Origin of the sequence: Rheinheimera sp., from assembly GCF_020217005.1 — a bacterium.
GTDB lineage: Bacteria > Pseudomonadota > Gammaproteobacteria > Enterobacterales > Alteromonadaceae > Pararheinheimera.
This window is the reverse complement of the sequence record NZ_JAIWOI010000360.1, coordinates 1-18,288: the sequence shown is the minus strand read 5'-3', so window position 1 is coordinate 18,288 and position 18,288 is coordinate 1. Positions and strand designations below refer to the sequence as shown.

The following is an 18,288-nucleotide window of genomic DNA, read 5'->3' as shown; positions in this document are numbered from 1 at the left end:
GACTGGCGCGAAATGGCCGGGCAAAACTATCGGTTGTTGTAAACACCTTTTGGACATATCTTTGAGCGCCTGCCATCTGGCAATACGGGGCGGTCGAACGTCAGTGCCTTTAAGCCGATGTCCATTCCGGAAGAACTCAGAGAAATTTTAACGCCTGTAGGTAAAAAGTAGGGCTCGTAGTCCTCACCCTGCGCGCGTAAATGCACTTGAGCTATTCCTGATTCACTTGCCACGACGACCCAAAAGTCAAAGCTCGTTTTTTCGCTTGCAAGCATGTTAAGCCGATCAGGATAAATCAAGCTCAATTTCGTAAGAATAGATCGTGCTAGCAATTAGCGTTAGTCGAGAAACTGAATCTGATCCAGTCAGTTGGCACTGGTTTGTGAACTACAACACCTGCTCAACGTTGACTTCAATTGGGGGCGGTGGCCAACTGAATTTAGCCAACTAATTTGGAAGAGAATCTCAGAGCTCACGAAAAAACGAATGTCCACAAATAAGGCAAAACAGGGATTCGTTTTTTCAAGAGCGTCTTTTCTGAACAGTCGCTATTCGCTCATAGTTGACTATCAATTAACGGGAAGATTGGCGAAACTGTTGGTAAGAAGCCAGTTATGTGGGTGGTAAATTGGCGTGTCGTTTTGCAGTCAAAAGTAGAGTTGGGAACAGTTACCCAGAACGACTGAGAAGTGTGTAGATTACTAGTGGCGATTCACTAAAAGTGAAAAATAAAAAAATTATTATTCATTATCAATTAGATAACCTGGCGACATTTCCAATGCTTCAGCAATCTGGAATATCTTGATTAACGTAATATTTTGATCACCACGCTCTATATGTCCCATGTAGCTTCGCTCTATACCGGCAAGGTCTGCCAAGGCTTCTTGCGATAACCCCTTCTCTTTTCTTAGCTTACGAACTCGCTCGCCAAAAGCGACTAGACGTGGATCTTTCATGATTGCTCTGTTCAAAAGACAGAACTATCACCAATCACTGATTATATCACCACGTGATATATCGCTCATTATTGATATTTTGCTCTACTCTTAACCTATCAAGAAAAAATGAGATAAGTGTATGTGGAGCAAAAATACACAAAAGTACCTTGAAAAAATACTGAACCACCCAGGGCTTTCATTCAAAAAAATCAATAAGTATAAATACTTACTCTATTATAACGAACTAAAATGGTACCTTTGGCCACGGTCCGGACGCTACCAAAAGATCTCGTCGGAAGGTGTGGTTTCGGAAATGTATATAGGTGAGCTTAAAGATTTCTACCACCGCTACCTCACAGGGGAGCTTGATTTGTCCGAAAACTTTGGCAAGACCTGGTCTAAAGAAGATGACGATATACTGTATGACATGATTGATCTGGCTTATACATGCAGGCAGATAGCTGATGAGCTGAAACGACATCCCACAAGTGTAGCCATTCGACTGGTTAAGTATTTCGATGATGAAACCCTTCACAAACTGCTCGCTGAGGATATGTATGATGTGCCTGTAAGAGAACTGGTAGATTGGAGGTAAGCTGCCAATGGAAGCGTTTTAGTGGTTAGACGGAACGCATTGATGCACGTTGATTATGAAACCATAAATAACTACCCATCACGCTTTCCTAATTTCTAAATTTCATCTATATCCAACATTGCTTAGTTAGCTCCAACTTGCAGTACGTTTATAACACTCACTCGTAACTCATTAGAATTAAAAACATAATAAACAGACAATTACCAAATATTTTCGACTTTTGGACTCACGAAAAATCTGAAGGGTAGATCCTTCCGTATAGTTGCAGGTAGACTAATTCAAGCAATCCTATAAATCTGAGAGTAACCCAGCATGATTGAAATTGGACAGAAGGCACCGAGCTTTACCCTACAAAACCAAAATGATGAATCAGTGGCACTGTCATCGTTCAAAGGGAAAAAGGTTTTGGTATACTTTTATCCTCGGGCATCAACCCCAGGCTGCACTGTGCAGGCCTGTGGCCTTCGTGACGTTAAATCTGAGTTGAATGAATTAAATGTGGTTATTCTGGGTATCAGCCCAGACACACCAAAGGCTCTTGCAAATTTTACTAAAAAACAGGAACTTAATTTCAACCTACTCGCTGATGAAGACCATACCGTTTGCGAATTATATGGTGTTTGGCAACTAAAGAAATTTATGGGGCGTGAGAGTATGGGTGTCGTAAGAACTTCTTTTTTAGTGAGTGAAGAAGGAGTAATCGAACACATATTTGATAAATTCAAAACCAAAGATCATCACGAAGTGATTTTAGATTATCTTAAAGGTAAGTTGATAGCAGGCTGAGTTACTAGCAGTCGACAAGGCAGTCAAACACTCTTACCGTTGCAGCCGATTGTGATCAGAGTGCAAGATGATTTATGCACACTTTAGAAATTGCACCGAATCGCTAATAAAATGCCGTTATGTGCACTCTTTATGGAGCATAAACCAGCATCGCATCAGTTTCCTGATTGAACAAGATGGTAAAGTCAGCAAAGTCTTTGATGACTTCAAAACCAGTAATCACCATGATGTGGTGCTGAATTACCTGAAAAGCGCAAATTAAGTTCCATTAATCCCGTGAGACAGGATACCAGCCGCATTTTTAGTATTTTTTTCTGCTATCCATTATGCTCAGTTTTCTAAATAGTGCTCAAAAAAAGGATCTGTTGTATGCATAAACTATCCCTACTCGGTCTGGTGCTTGGCCTTAGCTTTGTGGCTCAGCCTGCTCTGGCTGAGACGTTAAAAACTGAAAAAGCGACGCTGGACATGCAAACCCTGGCATCCGGCTTGAATCACCCATGGGCCATGCAGTTTTTGCCTGACGGTACTTTGCTGGTGACGGAACGGGCAGGTTTTATGCGTTACGTCAGCAAAACCGGCGAAAAAAGTGAAGCTATTCAAGGCTTACCAGCTCTGCATGTACAAGGCCAGGGCGGTTTATTAGGCCTGGTACTTGACCCGGATTTTGCTAACAACAAAACAATCTACTTTAGCTTCAGCGAGCCGAGAGATGGCGGCACTAACGGCACTGCAGTGGCCAGCGCTCTATTAGACGGCCAGTCTTTAAAACAGGTGAAGGTGATTTTCCGTCAGGCAGAAGCCATTGACAGCAACTACCACTACGGTGGTCGTTTAGTATTTACCCCATCGGGGGAGCTTTTTATCACTATGGGCGATCGAGGTTCCCGTCGTGACGATGCACAAAAACTATCAGGCCACTTTGGCAAAATAGTCAAAGTAAATAAAGACGGCTCTGCGGCAGCAGGTAATCCGTTTGCAAATCAGGCTGATGCCAAAGCTGACATCTGGTCTTATGGTCACCGTAATTTGCAAGGCGCAGCTATTCATCCGCAAAGCGGTGCATTATGGACACATGAACATGGCCCACAAGGTGGCGATGAAATCAATATAGCCACAGCGGGCAAAAACTACGGTTGGCCTGTGATCACCTATGGTGAAGAATATGGTGGCGGCGTGATAGGCTCCAAAGCCAAAGCAGGCTTAGAGCAACCGCTGCATTACTGGGTACCTTCTATAGCACCAAGCGGTATGAGTTTTTACACTGGCAGCCAAATCAATGGCTGGCAAAATAACCTGTTGGTCGGTTCTCTTAAGTTTGGTCAGTTAGTGCGCTTGGAATTGACTGGCGACAAAATCAGCCACGAAGAACGTATCCGTATTGGCGCCCGTATCCGAGACGTTCAGGCAGGTCCTGACGGAGCAGTTTATCTGCTGACTGACGAAGATGACGGTAAGTTGTTACGTTTATCTCCGCAATAATGAGCAGTTGATTCAGATGAATGATCTACCTTTTAAACTGAGCGCTTTAGCGCTCAGTTTTTTTTCTGCCGAACTGATAGCCGCAGACAATAACCTACCGCAAGAAATAATAGTGATCACAGCTCAGGGCCAACAATCCCCCTGGATTGGCAGCGCTGCCAGCAGCTTTCGCAAGAGCTTTGAACAGCAAGCATTACAAATCGATGCCGCGACTATGTTGCAACAGATCCCCGGCATTCAAGCGGATAGTAGAGCTAACTATGCACAGGACAGCAGGTTAAGTGCCCGCGGTTTTGGCAGTCGCAGTAGTTTTGGCATTCGTGGACTAAGACTGCTGCAGGATGGTATTCCTTTGTCCAGCCCAGACGGACAGGGTCAATTTAGTTCGGTGCTTTTGGATCAACTGGCCTCAGTTGAAGTTCTGACAGGTCCTCTGGCTGTATTATATGGTAATGCGGCAGGAGGTGTGGTCGCGTTGCAAAGCCGCTGGCCGGTCGAAAATGCGGCCTCAGTCCAACTAAGCCATAGTCAGTTCGCCCGACAGCAGGTGCTCTCTGCGGCATTAGTCAAAAACAACCATGCCAGCTCTATCAGTTTGAAAAATGCTGAATTGCAAAGTCAGCGTGATCACAGTGATGCGAGGAAACAGCAAGCTCAGTGGTTGTGGCAAAGCCTGTTGGCTGAAGATCTAAAGCTACAACTGCGCTATGACTGGTCTTACGATCCATTGCTGCAAGATCCCCTGGGACTCACGGCCCAGGAGTGGCAGGCCAATCCACGCCAAACCGCAGCCAATGCGCTGCTTTTTGATACCAGAAAATTTACCAAACAACAGCAATGGAGCCTTGCATTGTCGCAAGATACAGCGGCACAAAGCTGGCGTTTAGCGGCCTGGTCTGGTCGCAGAGATGTTGGTCAGTATCTGGGGTTTGATGGTGCGGCTGCGACCTCAGCCGGCGGCGTAGTCGACTTGAGGCGGCCCTATCAGGGCCTGGATTTGTCTTACAGCAGACAAGTTGATTCACTGCGCCTGACATTGGGTAGCGCTTTTGAACAGAGTACAGATGAGCGCCGGGGTTATGTAAATAACAGAGGCGATCAAGGCGATTTACGTCGTGATGAAGAAGGTGAAGTGCGTTCTGCTGATCTGTACAGCCGCTTTGTCTGGGATCTGGCGCCGCGGTGGCAACTCAGCGGAGGTTTTCGCCATTCAAATCTGAATTTTGACGTGACTGATTTTTATATCACAACACAAAACCCGGACGACAGCGGTTCGACCGCCTTCAGTAAAAACTCAGCGGCCCTGGCTGTTAACTTTGCTCAATCTGATCAGATTTCCTGGTACATCAGTGCAGGTCGGGGTTTTGAAACGCCCACTTTCACCGAGATGGCTTACAGGAACAGCGGCGAAGGTTTGAACCTGGCGTTAAAAGCCAGTACCAATCAACAATGGGAGCTGGGTAATAAGTGGCAATTAGAGCAATGGCGCTCCAGTCTGGCGCTGTTTTTAGTCAATAGCGAAAATGAATTAGTTGTGGATCAATCCAGCGGCGGCCGCACCAGTTATCGCAACGCCAGCGACACTAAGCGCACCGGAATTGAAGTATCAGCCTTATGGTCAGCTTCGCCGTCCTGGCAACACCAATGGACCCTGACCCAGCTCAACGCCCGTTTTGAGCAGGCAGAGCTTGAAGGTAAGTTACTGCCTGGGGTTGCCAAACAGCAAGCTCAATGGCAAATCAGCTGGATGCCGCTACAAAGCAGTGAGTGGATACTGCAGTTTGATACCTTGTATCGAAGCAAAATAGCCACCAGCGACCAGAATCAACTATTTGCTCCTTCATCAACTGTTTATCATCTGCGCCTGGTTACTGAATCTGAGCTGTCCGCTATGCAGCTGCGCTGCTGGTTGGGAGTTGATAATCTCACTGACAAAAACTATGTTGGTGCCGTGGTGGTGAATCAGGCCAATGGCCGCTCTTTTGAACCTGCGCTGCCACGCTCAGTGTCTTTGGGGCTTAGCCTGAATTTTTAATCGCCAGTCAGAGCTTGGCCGCCACCAGCTAAGCTCTGTCATTCGTTTAAAAACAACGGCAGTTGAACTTCAGCCGTTTTTTTTTGCCAAAGAGACTGAAATTTATCAGTGGCTTAACAAGATTTAACTGAACCACTGTACACTCTGATTTACTCTTGTTTCAGTACAGGTAATATGACTGCATCAGGTATAGCTATCTCATTGCTCTTGTTGCAGATTTACCAAAAAAAAGCTGGGGTAAGCGGACCAAGTGAATTAAAATTGCCAGTGTTTAAAGCCGGTATGACTGAGTTCAAAAAATAAATGAAGCAATTTGCAGTAAAAACACAACTCATAAAACTGAGCCTGTTCAGTGTATGTTTGGCCCTCTCCTCTGTGGCCTCAGTGCAGGCCAATAATGCATTGCCAGATATAGGGGGCAATGCATTTTCTACCTTAACCCCGGATAAAGAAAAGCAGCTTGGTGATGTGATGATGCGCCAGACCAAAGGTCAGTTACCTATGGTCTATGATCCTTTGCTGGATGAGTACCTGAACTCTATGGGTAATCAAATGGTGGCTAAAGCACAGGACGTCAAATTCCCGTTCCGCTTTTATTGGGTTAATGACAAAAACATTAACGCTTTCGCTACGCTGGGCGGCAACATTGTGTCTCACACTGGTACATTGGCCGCATCGGACACAGAAAGTGAGTTTGCCGCCGTTATAGCGCACGAAATTTCACACGTTACACAACGCCATATAGCCCGTTCTGTAGAAGCACGTTCTGAAAATGCGCCTTTGACTCTGGCAGGTATTCTTGGTTCTATATTGTTGGCCACAGTCAATCCTGAAGCTGGTATGGCCGGTATCATGGCTTCTCAGGGGTTGGCACAACAAAGCGCCATAAACTTTACCCGCAGTAATGAACAGGAAGCAGACCGTATTGGTATCCAATTAATGGCTGACGCTGGCTACAACCCTTATGCGGTACCAGAGTTTTTTAATAAGCTGGCGGAAAAAAGCCGTTTTGCCAATACTCAACTGGCCTTTTTATACACTCACCCTTTATCGCAATCCCGTGTGGCCGATTCAAGGTTAAGAGCGGAACAGTTTCCTAAACGTTTTGTCGCCGACAGCCAGGATTATGCTCTGGCGAAGGCCCGCGTCATGGCCCGATATCAGTATCAAACCAAAGATGCGCAAAGTTACTTTTTGCGTAAGCTGGCCGAACCTGGCGGCAATACCAAGGCGAATCAATATGGCCTGGCTTTGACATATTTTGACGATAAGCAAGTGGATAAAGCTGAGCAAATTATTAGCAAACTGCGGCAACAGGAACCGGATAATCTGTACTACATAGATGCCTATACCGATATTTTGCTGGCGCAAGGTAAAGCCGAACAAGCGATGACCATGCTGGAACAACAATATTTACTCAAGCCCAACAATCAGGTCATTACGCTGAACTATGCCAACGCCGCAACTCAGGGCAAAGCCTACAGGTTAGCGGTGCATTTGCTCCGGAACTTGCTGTATTACAAAAATGACATTTTCCTGGCGTACGAGATGCTGGCAGACACTTACAAAGCCATGGAAGATTATGCCCGCTATTATGAAGCCAGAGCTGACTTGTACTATCAAATGGCTGTGTATCCAAAAGCAATTGATGATTTAAATGAAACTCTTAATCACATAGGCCCAAAAAATACTTTGGAAATCCGGCGTATTGAAGCCAAGAAAAAACAATGGCAAGCCGAATTAAATCGTTTGAAACGTCTGTAAACAAAAAGGCTCTTGTTGCTATGATTACGCTTTATCACAATAACCGCTGTTCAAAAAGTCGTGAAGCTCTGGCTTTGCTGGAGCAAAGCGGTAAGTCGTTCGCCGTGCGTTATTACCTGGAACAGCCTTTGTCCGTAACAGAACTGACAGCGTTACTCAAAGCCCTGCAGTTATCCGCACGGGAACTGATGCGCACAAAGGAAGAGGACTATAAAACCCTTAATTTGTCTGACGCTGCATTGTCTGAACAACAATTGATTGCAGCTATGGCGCAACATCCCAAGCTGATTGAAAGACCGATACTGCAGGTAGATGATAAAGCTGTGATAGCACGCCCTGCCGACAAAATGCTGGCACTGCTGGCATGAAGGTTCAGCTACTTATTCTGTATTATTCCCGTCATGGTTCTGTGGCAGCACTGGCGGAAAAAATTGCTATAGGTATCCAGCAAGCCGGAGCTCAAGCAATGCTTCGCACTGTGCCGGCTTTGGATGGTTCTGCTGTGGGTATACACCCGCCTGTGACTGAGCAAGACTTGCTCGACGCCGATGGATTTGCTTTTGGCAGTCCGGTACGGTTTGGCAATATGGCTGCGCCGTTAAAAGCCTTTTGGGACACGACAAGTAACTTATGGATCAAAGGCGCCCTGATGGACAAACCAGCTGGCGTTTTTACCTCGTCCGGCAGCATGCACGGTGGCAATGAAGCGAATTTACTTAGCATGATGCTACCATTATTGCACCACGGCATGCTGGTGATTGGCCTGCCTTATCTTGAACCTGAACTGCATCACACCCAAACAGGCGGTACCCCTTACGGACCTAGCCATGTTAGCGGTTTAACAGGCTCTGATACATTAAGTAAAGACGAACATCAGCTGGCCATTCAATTTGGCAAACGTTTAGCTTTAGCTGCTATCGCTTTAAAAACTTCCGGATTTAAAACGTTATGAATGATATGACTATGGCTATGGCTCCTTCTACCCGACTTTATTTATGGCTGGGCCGTATTGGTTTTACCGGGCTTTTTTTATTGATCCCTGCCTGGGTTTTATGGCTGGCCCCGCCGGAGCTGGGCAGTGCCAAAGTGTTGCTGGCATTGTTATGGGCGCCTTTATGGTTGCCGTTACGGGGCATGATCACAGGCAAAGCTTATACCTTTGCCTGGGCTAATTTTATTGTGATGCTCTATATGATCCACAGCCTTACCCATCTGTGGGTAAGCTCTGGCACAGAGTTTTGGCTGGCCCTGCTTGAACTGCTGTTTTCAGCTATGATGTTTGTTGGCTGTACTTATTACGCCCGCAACAGAGGCAAAGAGCTCGGTTTAAAAATCCCAAAACTGAAAGACGATCCAATAAGAACTATTAACGACTAATCTGAAACTTCAGCTAAAGCGTATACAACCGCAGAGTAGTTAACGACTTGCGGTTATGAACCCAACTATAGCTTTATTCCCTTTAAATACCTTGCTGCTGCCTCAGGGCCGTATGCGTCTGCGTTTGTTCGAGCCACGCTATCTGCGCCTGATGAAAGAAGCCAGTAGTGGCATACGGCCTTTTGCCATTGCCAGTCTGAATCCATTGGTCAGTCAGCAACACCCTGACCGGATTTGCCCTGAAGTCACGCTGGTATCTATTGTTGACTTTGAACAACTTCCTGACGGTTTATTGGGGATCACAGTAGAAGGTTCAGGCCGATATCAGATCGCCAAAAGGTGGCAGGAAGCTGACCAGCTGCATGTTGCTGAGCTGACTCCTATACCATTCTGGAGTGCACAAAATGCGATGCCTGAACTGCAGCTGTGGCAGAAACTTCAGCTGGTGTTTAAGCAATATCCTGAACTGGCCAGTCTTTATCCAGAACCTGATCATCAGAACTTATGCTGGTTGGTATCTCGGTGGATGGAATTGTTGCCCCTGACCCCACATTTAAAACGCCAGTGGCTGAAACAGGATTTAGCAACAACAGCCAAAGAACTAGAGCTTTGGCTGGAAGATAGTCTGGAAGAAATCAGCTAGCTATTAGTTAATGCCCAGATACTTATGCACCTGCACACTCAACCGCCAGTTATGTTGTTTACAGAATTCAATCGCCAGCTGAGTGGCTTTCGCTTTTTGACTGATTGGCTGCAGGTACACCAGCTTGTCAGTTAAATCCAGCCCTTGCAGTAGTTCCTGCAGCTCCTCAATATGCTTCTCCATCGCCACAGGGTGCTTAATCTCATTGGCACGTTCCAGTGCAGTGCGTAATACCTGATAGCCCCCTTTCATATTCACCTTAGGGGACACTGTCACCCAGGTGCTGTCCGGTGCCAAAATATCAAAAGTGCCACTGGTTTCAATTTGTGTCGAAAAGCCCTGAACATGCAGTAGATCACACAAAGGCCTTAAATCGTACATACAAGGCTCACCGCCTGTAATCACCACATGTTTAGCGCGGTAACCTTTGTCGGCAAAAAGTTGCACAACCTCAGCTGACGACAAGCTACACCAATGATCCGAATCGGCTTTTTTCTCTAAAATGGCGGCAGGACTTAATTGTAAATCTGGATCTATCTCCCAGGTTTGTTTGGTGTCACACCAGGAGCAGCCTACAGGGCAGCCTTGTAAACGCAGAAAAATAGCAGGAGTACCAGTGTAACTGCCTTCACCCTGAATGGTCTCGAATATCTCGTTTACTTTATACACTTTGTGGGGTTTTCCTTTAGCTACAGGCTCAGATACAGTACAATGCGCGCCCGAAATTTTGCCTATTATAGCGAGAGAGCCTGACAGATGCCGCAAAAAGTTGTTGTGATCTATTCCGGCGGTATGGATTCATTTACCGTGCTGCACAAAGCCATAGCAGATGGTCATGAAGTCTATGCCCTGTCTTTTAACTATGGCCAGCGCCATGTCAAAGAACTGATCTGTGCCAAAAGCGTCTGTGAAGAATTGGGCGTGCCACACAAAATCGTCGATATTTCCGCAATCAATCAGCTACTGGCAGGTTCCAGCCTGATGGCGCCAGACAGTACTCACGAAGATATTCAGATCCCTGAAGGCCATTACGCTGCTGATACGATGAAATCCACAGTGGTGCCAAACCGTAATATGATTTTATTGTCCTTAGCCGTAGGTTATGCCGTATCGCTTAATGCCAGGGCCGTTTATTATGGCGCTCACTCAGGCGACCATTTTATTTATCCGGATTGCCGCCCTGAATTTGTACACAAAATGAATGACGTATGCCAGGTAGCCAACTACGAGCCTGTGGATATTGTCAGCCCCTACTTAAGCCAAACCAAAATTGAGATTTTACGTGACGGTTTAGCTATGGGTCTGGATTACAGCAAGACCTGGACTTGTTACAACGGTCGTGAAAAAGCCTGTGGTAAATGTGGTTCCTGTCAGGAGCGTCTGGAAGCGTTTGAGTTAAATAAAGCTAAAGATCCACTAGCTTACGAAGGTTGATCTACTCGTTTTATTTGAAACCGCAGCTTTGTCGACTGCTCTATTGTTTACAATGAGTATCACCCCAACGGCATAGGACAGTTGCTGGGGTCTCACTCACGTGTTGCCTCCCCGCAACTTCAATTAATTAGAGTGGAGTATGCAAACTGATTTGTGTGATCAACTGTCGCAGCGGGTTAGCTTCTTGCAGCCCCTGCCGACAGGCGGCATACATAGTTCTGAATAGTCCTTGTTGCCCTACAGGCACCACAGCTAATAAGCCTTGAGCACGATAAGGCTCCATCAGCCAACGTGGTAATAGGGCAACCCCTTGCCCAGCTGCAATCAACTGCAAAATCTGACTACTTTGCGCTACAGTTCTGAATCTGGCCTCTAAGCCTTTGGGCGCCAATACGTAGCGGTATAAGTCCTGCCGGTCCAAAGGCAACGGATACCCCAATAGAACTTCAGATTTTAGTTGCTCAGCAGTGATAAAGCCCTGTTGCGCCAGCGAATGGTCAGCACTGACTCCAAGGCATAATTCCATCTCAAACAAGGCTTCAAAATAACAGCCTGCCTGCTCCCTCTTGTCCGTTGTTAGCACTAAATCCAGCTCATCACTTAATAAAGCGTCCAGCGCATTGTGTTCGATTTCAGCGGAAAACTCGACGGGACAACCGGGTTGCAGTAGTCCAAAAGCTTTAACAGCTGGCATCAGCCAGTGGAAACAGGCATGGCACTCCACAGCCAAACGAATACGACTTAATACTTTGCCTTTAAGTTGAGCCTCAACCTGAGCCACCAATGGCAACACCTGTGCCGCCAAATCCAGCAAGAGTTGGCCTTGAGCACTAAAACTAACGGGCTGACTTTTTCGCAAATAAAGTGCAGTGCCAAGCATAGATTCAGCTTCTTTGAGTTGATGTGACAATGCTGATTGTGTAAGGCACAACTGCTCAGCGGCGGCCACTAAAGTACCAGTCTGTTGCAACGCCTGCAGGGTACGTAGCAGCTTTAAATCAATCATAGCCAATTCCTTTTAATTGAACGCTTGTCAGAGGAATGAAGCAATCCATCTGTTGTCCTGGGTTAGCATAACCACCCACAAAGGACATGTAAACATCTGGATGTCTAAAAAGAAAAGCTGTGAGATGGCAAAACTTTGCCTGTCAGAGACGCAACACGCATCCGGCCTCCGCCTGAGTCAAAGGCGTGCTAGCGGCGAAATGCCAAACTTTTGGCATTTCGAAACACCGTTATCACCCATGCAGTTGCGGCATACCGTCCTTCCCTGGACATAAAAAAGGGCCATTGGGGCCCTTTTTTATTCAATTAATCCCGGGTCAGTTTATTTAACCGGCAGATCAAACTTGGCAAACATTCGATCGATATCGTCCTGGTTGCGCAGCATATTGGCTTTTTCTACCACCTCACGGGTTAGATGCGGGGCAAAACGTTCAATAAAATCATACATATAAGTGCGAAGGAAGGTTCCTTTTCTAAATCCTATTTTGGTAGTTGATGCGGCAAACAAATGGCTGGCATCAATAGACACCAAGTCTTTATCCGCTTCTTTGTCCATCGCCATAGAAGCAATCACACCCACGCCTAAACCTAAACGCACGTAGGTTTTAATTACATCAGCATCAGTAGCTGTAAAAACAATTTTAGGCTCTAAACCTTTTTCCCCGAAAGCACGATCCAGTTCGGAGCGACCGGTAAATCCAAACACATAAGTGACTATTGGATGTTGTGCCACATCTTCCACTTCAATTTTGCGGCCCAAGGCTGCAAGCGGATGATCGTGGCGAACTATCACGCTGCGGTTCCAGTGGTAACAAGGCAACATCACCAAATCGTTAAACAGATGCATAGCTTCGGTCGCTATCGCAAAATCCGCATCGCCACGTGACGCCGCTTCAGCTATCTGAGAGGGCGTGCCCTGGTGCATGTGTAAAGACACTTTAGGAAATTTTTTCATAAAACCACTGATTACCGGAGGCAGCGCGTACCGAGCCTGAGTATGAGTAGTGGCGATATTCAATTTGCCCTGATCAGGTAAGGTGTGTTCTTTGGCAACCGCTTTAATACTCTCAACTTTTCCTAGTATTTGTTGAGCGATTTCAATAACATCTCTACCTGCTGGTGTAACATGGGTTAAATGTTTACCAGAACGGCCAAACACCTGAATACCCAGTTCGTCTTCCAGCATCCGGACTTGTTTACTGATGCCCGGCTGAGAGGTATACAAACTCTCTGCTGTAGCAGAGACATTCAGGTTGTGATTGAGAACTTCAACAATATAACGTAGCTGTTGTAATTTCATGTGTCAGTGATCCGTTCTTGGCATATGATATAAACACTATACATATTCATCTGGATATTCCAACTTATTTTGAATTAGATGGAATATATAACCAATAGTAACTAAAAAAATCGCTGTTTTCTGTTGAATAGCGGTACAACGGGATCATCGGGGACGGTATGTCAGCATCAGACTCTTCCATCGACTTTGCAACAGTTTTGGCATCTGCAGCACATGATATGAAAAATTCATTGTGCTTACTTATTCAGTCTATTGATAATTTACAACAAGAGCAGCAGCAACTGGATACCAATGGCCGCGAAGAATTGTCTCGTATTCACTATGAAGCCAACAGATTAAATATCAATTTATTGCAATTGTTATCTTTATACCGTATTGAAAAAAACCAATTGCCTTTGCAAATTGATCAATATTACATCTCTGATTTATTTGAAGAAATTCTGTTAAAAAACGAAATGTACAGCGCTCAAAAAAATATTCAGGTTGAAATAGAGGCTGGTAGTGAACTGCTTTGGTATTTTGACAGCGACCTGATTAGTAATCTGTTAAACGATATGTTTGTCAACGCTCTGCGTTACACCAAAAGTAAATTATTGTTGCGTGCAACAAAGACCGAACAAGGGCTGGCAATAGAATTGCACGATGATGGCCCAGGTTACCCTGAATTTATGTTGGAAAATGCCGATACCTTGATGAAAGATTTAAATTTGGCGGCAGGCCGCACAGGTTTAGGCCTGTTTTTTGCAGGGTTAATCGCAAAAGCCCATAAAAACCATGGCAAAACAGGATTTATTCGTTTAAGTAACGGTGGTCTTTATGGTGGAGCCATGTTTAGCCTGTTTTTACCCTGAAAAAAACGTTTAAAAAATACGAAAGGCCAGTCTGGCACCAGGCCTTTACAGAGATCCCCCTCGTAGCTTCGGGGGCAACGGAGAGAGGATGCTTTTTACTATTATCATTGTGCTGGTAATTGCATTGGTGATTATCGCTGTCATTGTCAACGCAGTGCAGCAACACAAAGAGCGACTGGCATCGCTGAAAAGAGCAGAGTTTTCTAAACTCCGCACTTTGCTGGAGGATACAGAAGATATTCTGTTGAATGCGGCCAATGTACCTATTACCAAGGCCATTATTCAAATGCTGCTGAAACGGATAGTGGTGACTCTTAAAGCTATGCTGGAATTGGAACCCAATTCAAAAGAGCTGAAAAAACGTATTGGTGAGACTGAAGCCCGTTTGCAGGATAGCTCAGCGGCAGAACTGACAGTCGAAGGGCTGACCATGCCTGACAACGACAAACAAATTATTGGCATGATCCAGGGCATTAAAAAACTGCGGACAATTTTGCGGGCTGAACATGCCAGAGGAAATATTGATACCCAAACCGTAGTGCAGGAAGACAGACGCTTGGAAATGCTGCAACTGCGCATCAATGTGGAAAGCCAAATCAAAAGGGGTAACCAGGCCAGATCCGGCAATATGCTGGGTTCTGCCCGGCAATGTTATGAAAAAGCGCTGGCTACCTTGTCCAACTGCGCTCATGTCGACGACTATGTCACTATTCGTAAAAGCGAAGTGATGACCATACTGGAAGATATTGCGACTGAATTGAAAGAAGGCAATCTGCGCGACAGGCAGAAAAAGGCCGAAATGGAAAACAACGATTTGGATGTATTATTTGCCCCGAAACGTAAGTGGTAACTCCCCTTCGTCCTTGAAGCTGCAGCTTTGTTGACTGCGTGCTTTCACCCCAGTCACATAGGGTAACTATGCTCTTGGGTCTCAATCCCTTGTCGCCTCACTTCAACTGCCATTACTTTGGCAACAGTTCAGGGCATAAAAAAGGCGCCTTCGGCGCCTATTTTAATACTCTGAACTTACTTCTCTTTTTCTTTAGTTACCACCCAGCGGCCATTTTCATACCAGGCTGACCAGCCGGTGGCTTTGCCGTCTTTCTCCGTCATCACATACTGCTGTTTTGTTTTGCGGCTCCAGCGAATAATGCTCGGATTACCTGCTGCATCAGATGCAGGAGCTTCAGCCAGATAGTGGAACTTCGGCATAATACGGTCTTTAAAACGAGCCAGTTCAGACACCAGTGGCGCTCGTGTTTCCCTGGATTTAGGGAAAGTAGCGGCAGCGAGGAATAAACCTGCGGCACCATCACGCAACACAAAATAGGTATCTGACTTTTCGCATTTGAGTTCAGGCAAATGCACCGGATCTTCTTTTGGCGGCGCCGCTTCACCATTTTTCAGCAGCTTACGGGTGTTTTTACAGGCGTCGTTGGTGCAACCAAAGTACTTACCAAAACGACCTGATTTGAGCTGCATATCGCTGCCACACTTTTCACATTCGATCAGTGGGCCGTCATAACCTTTGAGCTTAAACACACCGGATTCAACCAGATAACCATCACAACCCGGGTTATTACCACAGACATAAAGCTTTCGCTGCTCGTCTATCAGGTAATGGTCCATGGCAGTGCCACATTTGGCACAACGCTTTTTATGACGCAGAACTTCGGTTTCCAGTTCGTCATCGTCAGCCACTTCAACCGCATCATCACCCGGTGTCAGGTTCATGGTGGTGGTACAACGCTCTTTCGGCGGCAAATTGTAGCCTGAACAGCCTAAAAACACCCCGGTAGAGGCGGTACGAATGCCCATCTGACGACCACAGGTTGGACAGGCTATATCGGTCAATACAAACTGATTGGTGCGCATGCCACCTTGCTCAGGATCGGCTTCTGCAGTTTTTAATTGATGGGAAAAATCGCCATAGAATTGATCCAGTACTTTTTTCCACTGCAGTTCACCCTGAGCTATATCATCCAGCCGGACTTCCATATTAGCGGTGAAGTCGTAACTCATTAAATCGCTGAAGTTTTCAACCAAACGGTCTGTGACAATTTCACCCATTTTCTCAGCATAGAAACGACGGTTGTCTACTTTGACATAACCACGTTCCTGAATAGTGGAAATAATGGCTGCGTAAGTCGAAGGACGACCTATGCCACGCTTTTCCAGCTCTTTGACTAAACTGGCTTCGCTAAAACGCGCCGGTGGCTTAGTAAAGTGCTGAGCCGGGATCAACTGCTCCAGCGCCAAACTCTCGCCTGGTTTTACATCCGGCAGCTCCAGCTCTTCTTCGTCTTTGCGCTTTTGCGCTGGCTGAACTTTGGTCCAACCATCAAAACGTAATACCCGGCCTTTGGCTTTTAATTCAAACTCAGCTGCGGTGACCGTGATGGTTGTCACATCATACTGGGCTGATGGCATCTGACAGGCGACAAATTGACGCCAAATCAGCTCATACAGCTTACGGGCGTCCGCCTCCATATCCTGCAGGCTACTCGCTAAAACAAACACGTCAGAAGGACGAATGGCTTCGTGCGCTTCCTGAGCATTGGCTTTGCTGCCATAACTTAATGGCTGCTCCGGCAGGTAGTTGGCGCCAAAATTTTGTTCAATGTAAGAACGGCAAGCCGTTAGCGCATCAACACTCAAGTTGGTCGAGTCGGTACGCATATAGGTAATGTGACCTGCTTCGTATAAACGCTGCGCCAACATCATGGTTTTTTTCACACCATAACCTAAACGGGTGCTGGCGGCTTGTTGCAAGGTTGAGGTGATAAAAGGCGCCTGAGCTTTACTGCTTGAAGGCTTGTCTTCACGCTCAGTGACCTGATAGCTGGCTTTTTGCAACACGGCCACAGCGGCATCAGTTTGCGTCTTATTTTCAGGTCTGAAGGCTTTTCCGGCCTGTTTAGCCACTTCCAGTTGCAGTTTCACACCAGCTTTGGTTTGCGTATCCGCAGCCACAGTCCAATATTCTTCCGGCACAAAGGCTTTAATTTCGCGTTCGCGCTCAACTACCAGACGCACAGCAACAGACTGCACACGGCCTGCCGATAAACCCCGGGCGACTTTTTTCCATAATAAGGGCGACACCATAAAACCAACAACCCGGTCTAAAAAGCGACGGGCTTGCTGCGCATTCACACGGTGCTGATTGACTTCACCAGGTTCAACAAAAGCGTTTTTGATGGCGTTCTGCGTGATTTCATTAAATACAACCCGCTTAAACTTCTGATGCTCGCCACCAATAATTTCCTGAAGGTGCCAGGCTATAGCCTCCCCTTCACGGTCTAAGTCCGTTGCCAGATAGACTGTGTCTGCTTTTTCAGCCAGAGCTTTCAGCTCTTTGACGACTTTTTCTTTGCCAGGCAAAATTTCATAGCGGGCATGCCAGTTGTTGTTCGGATCGACCCCCATACGTTCAACCAGCGCCTGATATTCTTTTTGCTCCTTGCTGAGCTTCGTCTTATCCTCTTTGACTTTATCTTTGTTACTGCTGGTCGGCAGATCGCGGATATGACCAACACTGGATTTAACGATAAAGTCATTTCCAAGGTATTTATTGATGGTTTTAGCTTTCGCTGGTGATTCGACTATGACTAGTGATTTCGCCATTTTATGATTAAGATCCCTGACCTTTTCGCGTGCCACAGGGCACTTCTTTTTTAACGTATATCCGTAAACTCAAGTTGTGACAAGAGAATAAGTTCATTATTATGCCAGAAGGTCACAATTTAGTGACTTTTCGCTGAATAAATCAGCGGAGCCTGCATAAAGTAATAAAAGTCATGGCAAAGAGGCAAGCTAAACGGCTGGCTACCAAGCTATGGTGATAAGTACGCAGGTTAGTTTCCCAAAGTCACTGCAGATACAGCCGTTAAAGCTGTGGTTTTCAGTGCCAACGGAAAAAAAATGAAGCAACGGCCGCAATAATAATAAAAGCAGAGCCCCTTCCCAAAAATGAAGGAATAAAGCAAAAATGAAGTTCTTTGAAGCAAACTTTGACGGCCTGGTCGGGCCGACGCACAACTATGCCGGATTATCCATCGGTAATGTTGCCTCGCTAAAC

The 18,288-nt window shown here is 46.1% G+C and carries 20 protein-coding genes; 15 read left to right on the top strand and 5 right to left on the bottom strand.

The annotated features are described in order from the left end of the window. The first annotated feature begins 57 nt into the window (after positions 1–57). Positions 58–171, top strand: coding sequence for a DUF3703 domain-containing protein (locus tag LDL40_RS18805; RefSeq protein ID WP_147904863.1), 114 nt, complete (start codon positions 58–60; stop codon positions 169–171). A 569-nt stretch (positions 172–740) separates the two neighbouring features. Here the strand turns inward: LDL40_RS18805 and LDL40_RS17885 are convergent. Next, entirely contained in the window at positions 741–956 is a 216-nt protein-coding gene (locus tag LDL40_RS17885; protein ID WP_008983417.1) for a helix-turn-helix domain-containing protein, read from the bottom strand. Positions 957–1,077: 121 nt separating this feature from the next. Here LDL40_RS17885 and LDL40_RS17880 point away from each other — a divergent pair, with 121 nt between their 5' ends. The 10 genes from LDL40_RS17880 (at position 1,078) to LDL40_RS17835 (ending at position 9,620) form a co-directional block, all read left to right on the top strand. Continuing rightward, entirely contained in the window at positions 1,078–1,533 is a 456-nt protein-coding gene (locus LDL40_RS17880) for a hypothetical protein (RefSeq protein ID WP_221411437.1), read from the top strand. A gap of 312 nt (positions 1,534–1,845) precedes the next feature. Next, positions 1,846–2,319 carry a thioredoxin-dependent thiol peroxidase gene (bcp, locus tag LDL40_RS17875; RefSeq protein WP_147904823.1) on the top strand — a complete coding sequence of 158 codons (474 nt, stop codon included), beginning with the start codon at positions 1,846–1,848 and terminating at the stop codon, positions 2,317–2,319. Positions 2,320–2,440: 121 nt separating this feature from the next. After that, complete coding sequence (locus tag LDL40_RS17870) at positions 2,441–2,581, top strand: hypothetical protein (RefSeq protein WP_300996834.1); 141 nt, start codon at positions 2,441–2,443, stop codon at positions 2,579–2,581. Positions 2,582–2,688: 107 nt separating this feature from the next. Then, entirely contained in the window at positions 2,689–3,801 is a 1,113-nt protein-coding gene (locus tag LDL40_RS17865; protein WP_300996833.1) for a PQQ-dependent sugar dehydrogenase, read from the top strand. A 16-nt stretch (positions 3,802–3,817) separates the two neighbouring features. Further along, positions 3,818–5,836 carry a TonB-dependent receptor gene (locus tag LDL40_RS17860; protein ID WP_300996831.1) on the top strand — a complete coding sequence of 673 codons (2,019 nt, stop codon included), beginning with the start codon at positions 3,818–3,820 and terminating at the stop codon, positions 5,834–5,836. Positions 5,837–6,196: 360 nt separating this feature from the next. Then, positions 6,197–7,600 (top strand): M48 family metalloprotease, encoded by a 1,404-nt coding sequence (locus LDL40_RS17855; protein ID WP_300996829.1) that lies wholly within the window; start codon positions 6,197–6,199, stop codon positions 7,598–7,600. A 20-nt stretch (positions 7,601–7,620) separates the two neighbouring features. Continuing rightward, entirely contained in the window at positions 7,621–7,968 is a 348-nt protein-coding gene (arsC, locus tag LDL40_RS17850) for an arsenate reductase (glutaredoxin) (RefSeq protein ID WP_300996828.1), read from the top strand. Then, positions 7,965–8,552 (top strand): NAD(P)H:quinone oxidoreductase, encoded by a 588-nt coding sequence (wrbA, locus tag LDL40_RS17845; protein WP_300996827.1) that lies wholly within the window; start codon positions 7,965–7,967, stop codon positions 8,550–8,552. Before arsC ends, wrbA begins: the two co-directional genes overlap by 4 nt. Next, the gene (locus tag LDL40_RS17840; protein WP_300996826.1) at positions 8,549–8,977 is read left to right on the top strand and encodes a DUF2069 domain-containing protein; all 429 of its coding nucleotides are present in this window, start codon (positions 8,549–8,551) and stop codon (positions 8,975–8,977) included. Before wrbA ends, LDL40_RS17840 begins: the two co-directional genes overlap by 4 nt. A 55-nt stretch (positions 8,978–9,032) precedes the next feature. Further along, on the top strand, positions 9,033–9,620 hold the full coding sequence (locus LDL40_RS17835) for an LON peptidase substrate-binding domain-containing protein (protein WP_300996825.1): 588 nt from the start codon (positions 9,033–9,035) through the stop codon (positions 9,618–9,620). A 3-nt stretch (positions 9,621–9,623) separates the two neighbouring features. Here the strand turns inward: LDL40_RS17835 and queE are convergent, their stop codons facing one another. Further along, positions 9,624–10,289 (bottom strand): 7-carboxy-7-deazaguanine synthase QueE, encoded by a 666-nt coding sequence (gene queE, locus LDL40_RS17830; protein ID WP_300996824.1) that lies wholly within the window; start codon positions 10,287–10,289, stop codon positions 9,624–9,626. Between the two features lie 87 nt (positions 10,290–10,376). On the opposite strand from queE, the gene queC reads away from it, so the two are divergent. After that, the gene (gene queC / locus LDL40_RS17825; RefSeq protein ID WP_300996823.1) at positions 10,377–11,054 is read left to right on the top strand and encodes a 7-cyano-7-deazaguanine synthase QueC; all 678 of its coding nucleotides are present in this window, start codon (positions 10,377–10,379) and stop codon (positions 11,052–11,054) included. 127 nt (positions 11,055–11,181) lie between these two features. On the opposite strand, the gene LDL40_RS17820 is transcribed toward queC, so the two are convergent. Together LDL40_RS17820 and cysB are read right to left on the bottom strand one after the other, a co-directional pair. Then, entirely contained in the window at positions 11,182–12,060 is an 879-nt protein-coding gene (locus LDL40_RS17820; protein WP_300996822.1) for a LysR substrate-binding domain-containing protein, read from the bottom strand. Between the two features lie 321 nt (positions 12,061–12,381). Next, a complete protein-coding gene (gene cysB, locus LDL40_RS17815) occupies positions 12,382–13,359 on the bottom strand; it encodes an HTH-type transcriptional regulator CysB (RefSeq protein ID WP_300996821.1) in 978 nt (325 codons plus the stop codon). A gap of 218 nt (positions 13,360–13,577) precedes the next feature. Here cysB and LDL40_RS17810 point away from each other — a divergent pair, with 218 nt between their 5' ends. Together LDL40_RS17810 and LDL40_RS17805 are read left to right on the top strand one after the other, a co-directional pair. Beyond that, positions 13,578–14,210, top strand: coding sequence for a sensor histidine kinase KdpD (locus tag LDL40_RS17810; RefSeq protein ID WP_300996820.1), 633 nt, complete (start codon positions 13,578–13,580; stop codon positions 14,208–14,210). A gap of 88 nt (positions 14,211–14,298) precedes the next feature. After that, the gene (locus tag LDL40_RS17805) at positions 14,299–15,060 is read left to right on the top strand and encodes a hypothetical protein (protein WP_300996819.1); all 762 of its coding nucleotides are present in this window, start codon (positions 14,299–14,301) and stop codon (positions 15,058–15,060) included. Between the two features lie 176 nt (positions 15,061–15,236). Here the strand turns inward: LDL40_RS17805 and topA are convergent, their stop codons facing one another. Then, positions 15,237–17,834 (bottom strand): type I DNA topoisomerase, encoded by a 2,598-nt coding sequence (gene topA, locus LDL40_RS17800; RefSeq protein ID WP_300996818.1) that lies wholly within the window; start codon positions 17,832–17,834, stop codon positions 15,237–15,239. A gap of 364 nt (positions 17,835–18,198) precedes the next feature. On the opposite strand from topA, the gene LDL40_RS17795 reads away from it, so the two are divergent. Continuing rightward, positions 18,199–18,288: N-succinylarginine dihydrolase (locus LDL40_RS17795; RefSeq protein ID WP_300996835.1), on the top strand; the 90-nt coding region annotated here is incomplete at its 3' end.

Excerpts from the sequence above, each read along its gene's own strand:
- LDL40_RS17885 (WP_008983417.1), bottom strand. The coding sequence starts at position 956 with ATGAAAGATCCACGTCTAGTCGCTTTTGGCGAGCGAGTTCGTAAGCTA.
- LDL40_RS17880 (WP_221411437.1), top strand. The coding sequence starts at position 1,078 with ATGTGGAGCAAAAATACACAAAAGTACCTTGAAAAAATACTGAACCAC.
- bcp (WP_147904823.1), top strand. The coding sequence starts at position 1,846 with ATGATTGAAATTGGACAGAAGGCACCGAGCTTTACCCTACAAAACCAA.
- LDL40_RS17865 (WP_300996833.1), top strand. The coding sequence starts at position 2,689 with ATGCATAAACTATCCCTACTCGGTCTGGTGCTTGGCCTTAGCTTTGTG.
- LDL40_RS17860 (WP_300996831.1), top strand. The coding sequence starts at position 3,818 with ATGAATGATCTACCTTTTAAACTGAGCGCTTTAGCGCTCAGTTTTTTT.
- arsC (WP_300996828.1), top strand. The coding sequence starts at position 7,621 with ATGATTACGCTTTATCACAATAACCGCTGTTCAAAAAGTCGTGAAGCT.
- wrbA (WP_300996827.1), top strand. The coding sequence starts at position 7,965 with ATGAAGGTTCAGCTACTTATTCTGTATTATTCCCGTCATGGTTCTGTG.
- LDL40_RS17840 (WP_300996826.1), top strand. The coding sequence starts at position 8,549 with ATGAATGATATGACTATGGCTATGGCTCCTTCTACCCGACTTTATTTA.
- LDL40_RS17835 (WP_300996825.1), top strand. The coding sequence starts at position 9,033 with ATGAACCCAACTATAGCTTTATTCCCTTTAAATACCTTGCTGCTGCCT.
- queC (WP_300996823.1), top strand. The coding sequence starts at position 10,377 with ATGCCGCAAAAAGTTGTTGTGATCTATTCCGGCGGTATGGATTCATTT.
- LDL40_RS17820 (WP_300996822.1), bottom strand. The coding sequence starts at position 12,060 with ATGATTGATTTAAAGCTGCTACGTACCCTGCAGGCGTTGCAACAGACT.
- cysB (WP_300996821.1), bottom strand. The coding sequence starts at position 13,359 with ATGAAATTACAACAGCTACGTTATATTGTTGAAGTTCTCAATCACAAC.
- LDL40_RS17810 (WP_300996820.1), top strand. The coding sequence starts at position 13,578 with ATGAAAAATTCATTGTGCTTACTTATTCAGTCTATTGATAATTTACAA.
- LDL40_RS17805 (WP_300996819.1), top strand. The coding sequence starts at position 14,299 with ATGCTTTTTACTATTATCATTGTGCTGGTAATTGCATTGGTGATTATC.
- topA (WP_300996818.1), bottom strand. The coding sequence starts at position 17,834 with ATGGCGAAATCACTAGTCATAGTCGAATCACCAGCGAAAGCTAAAACC.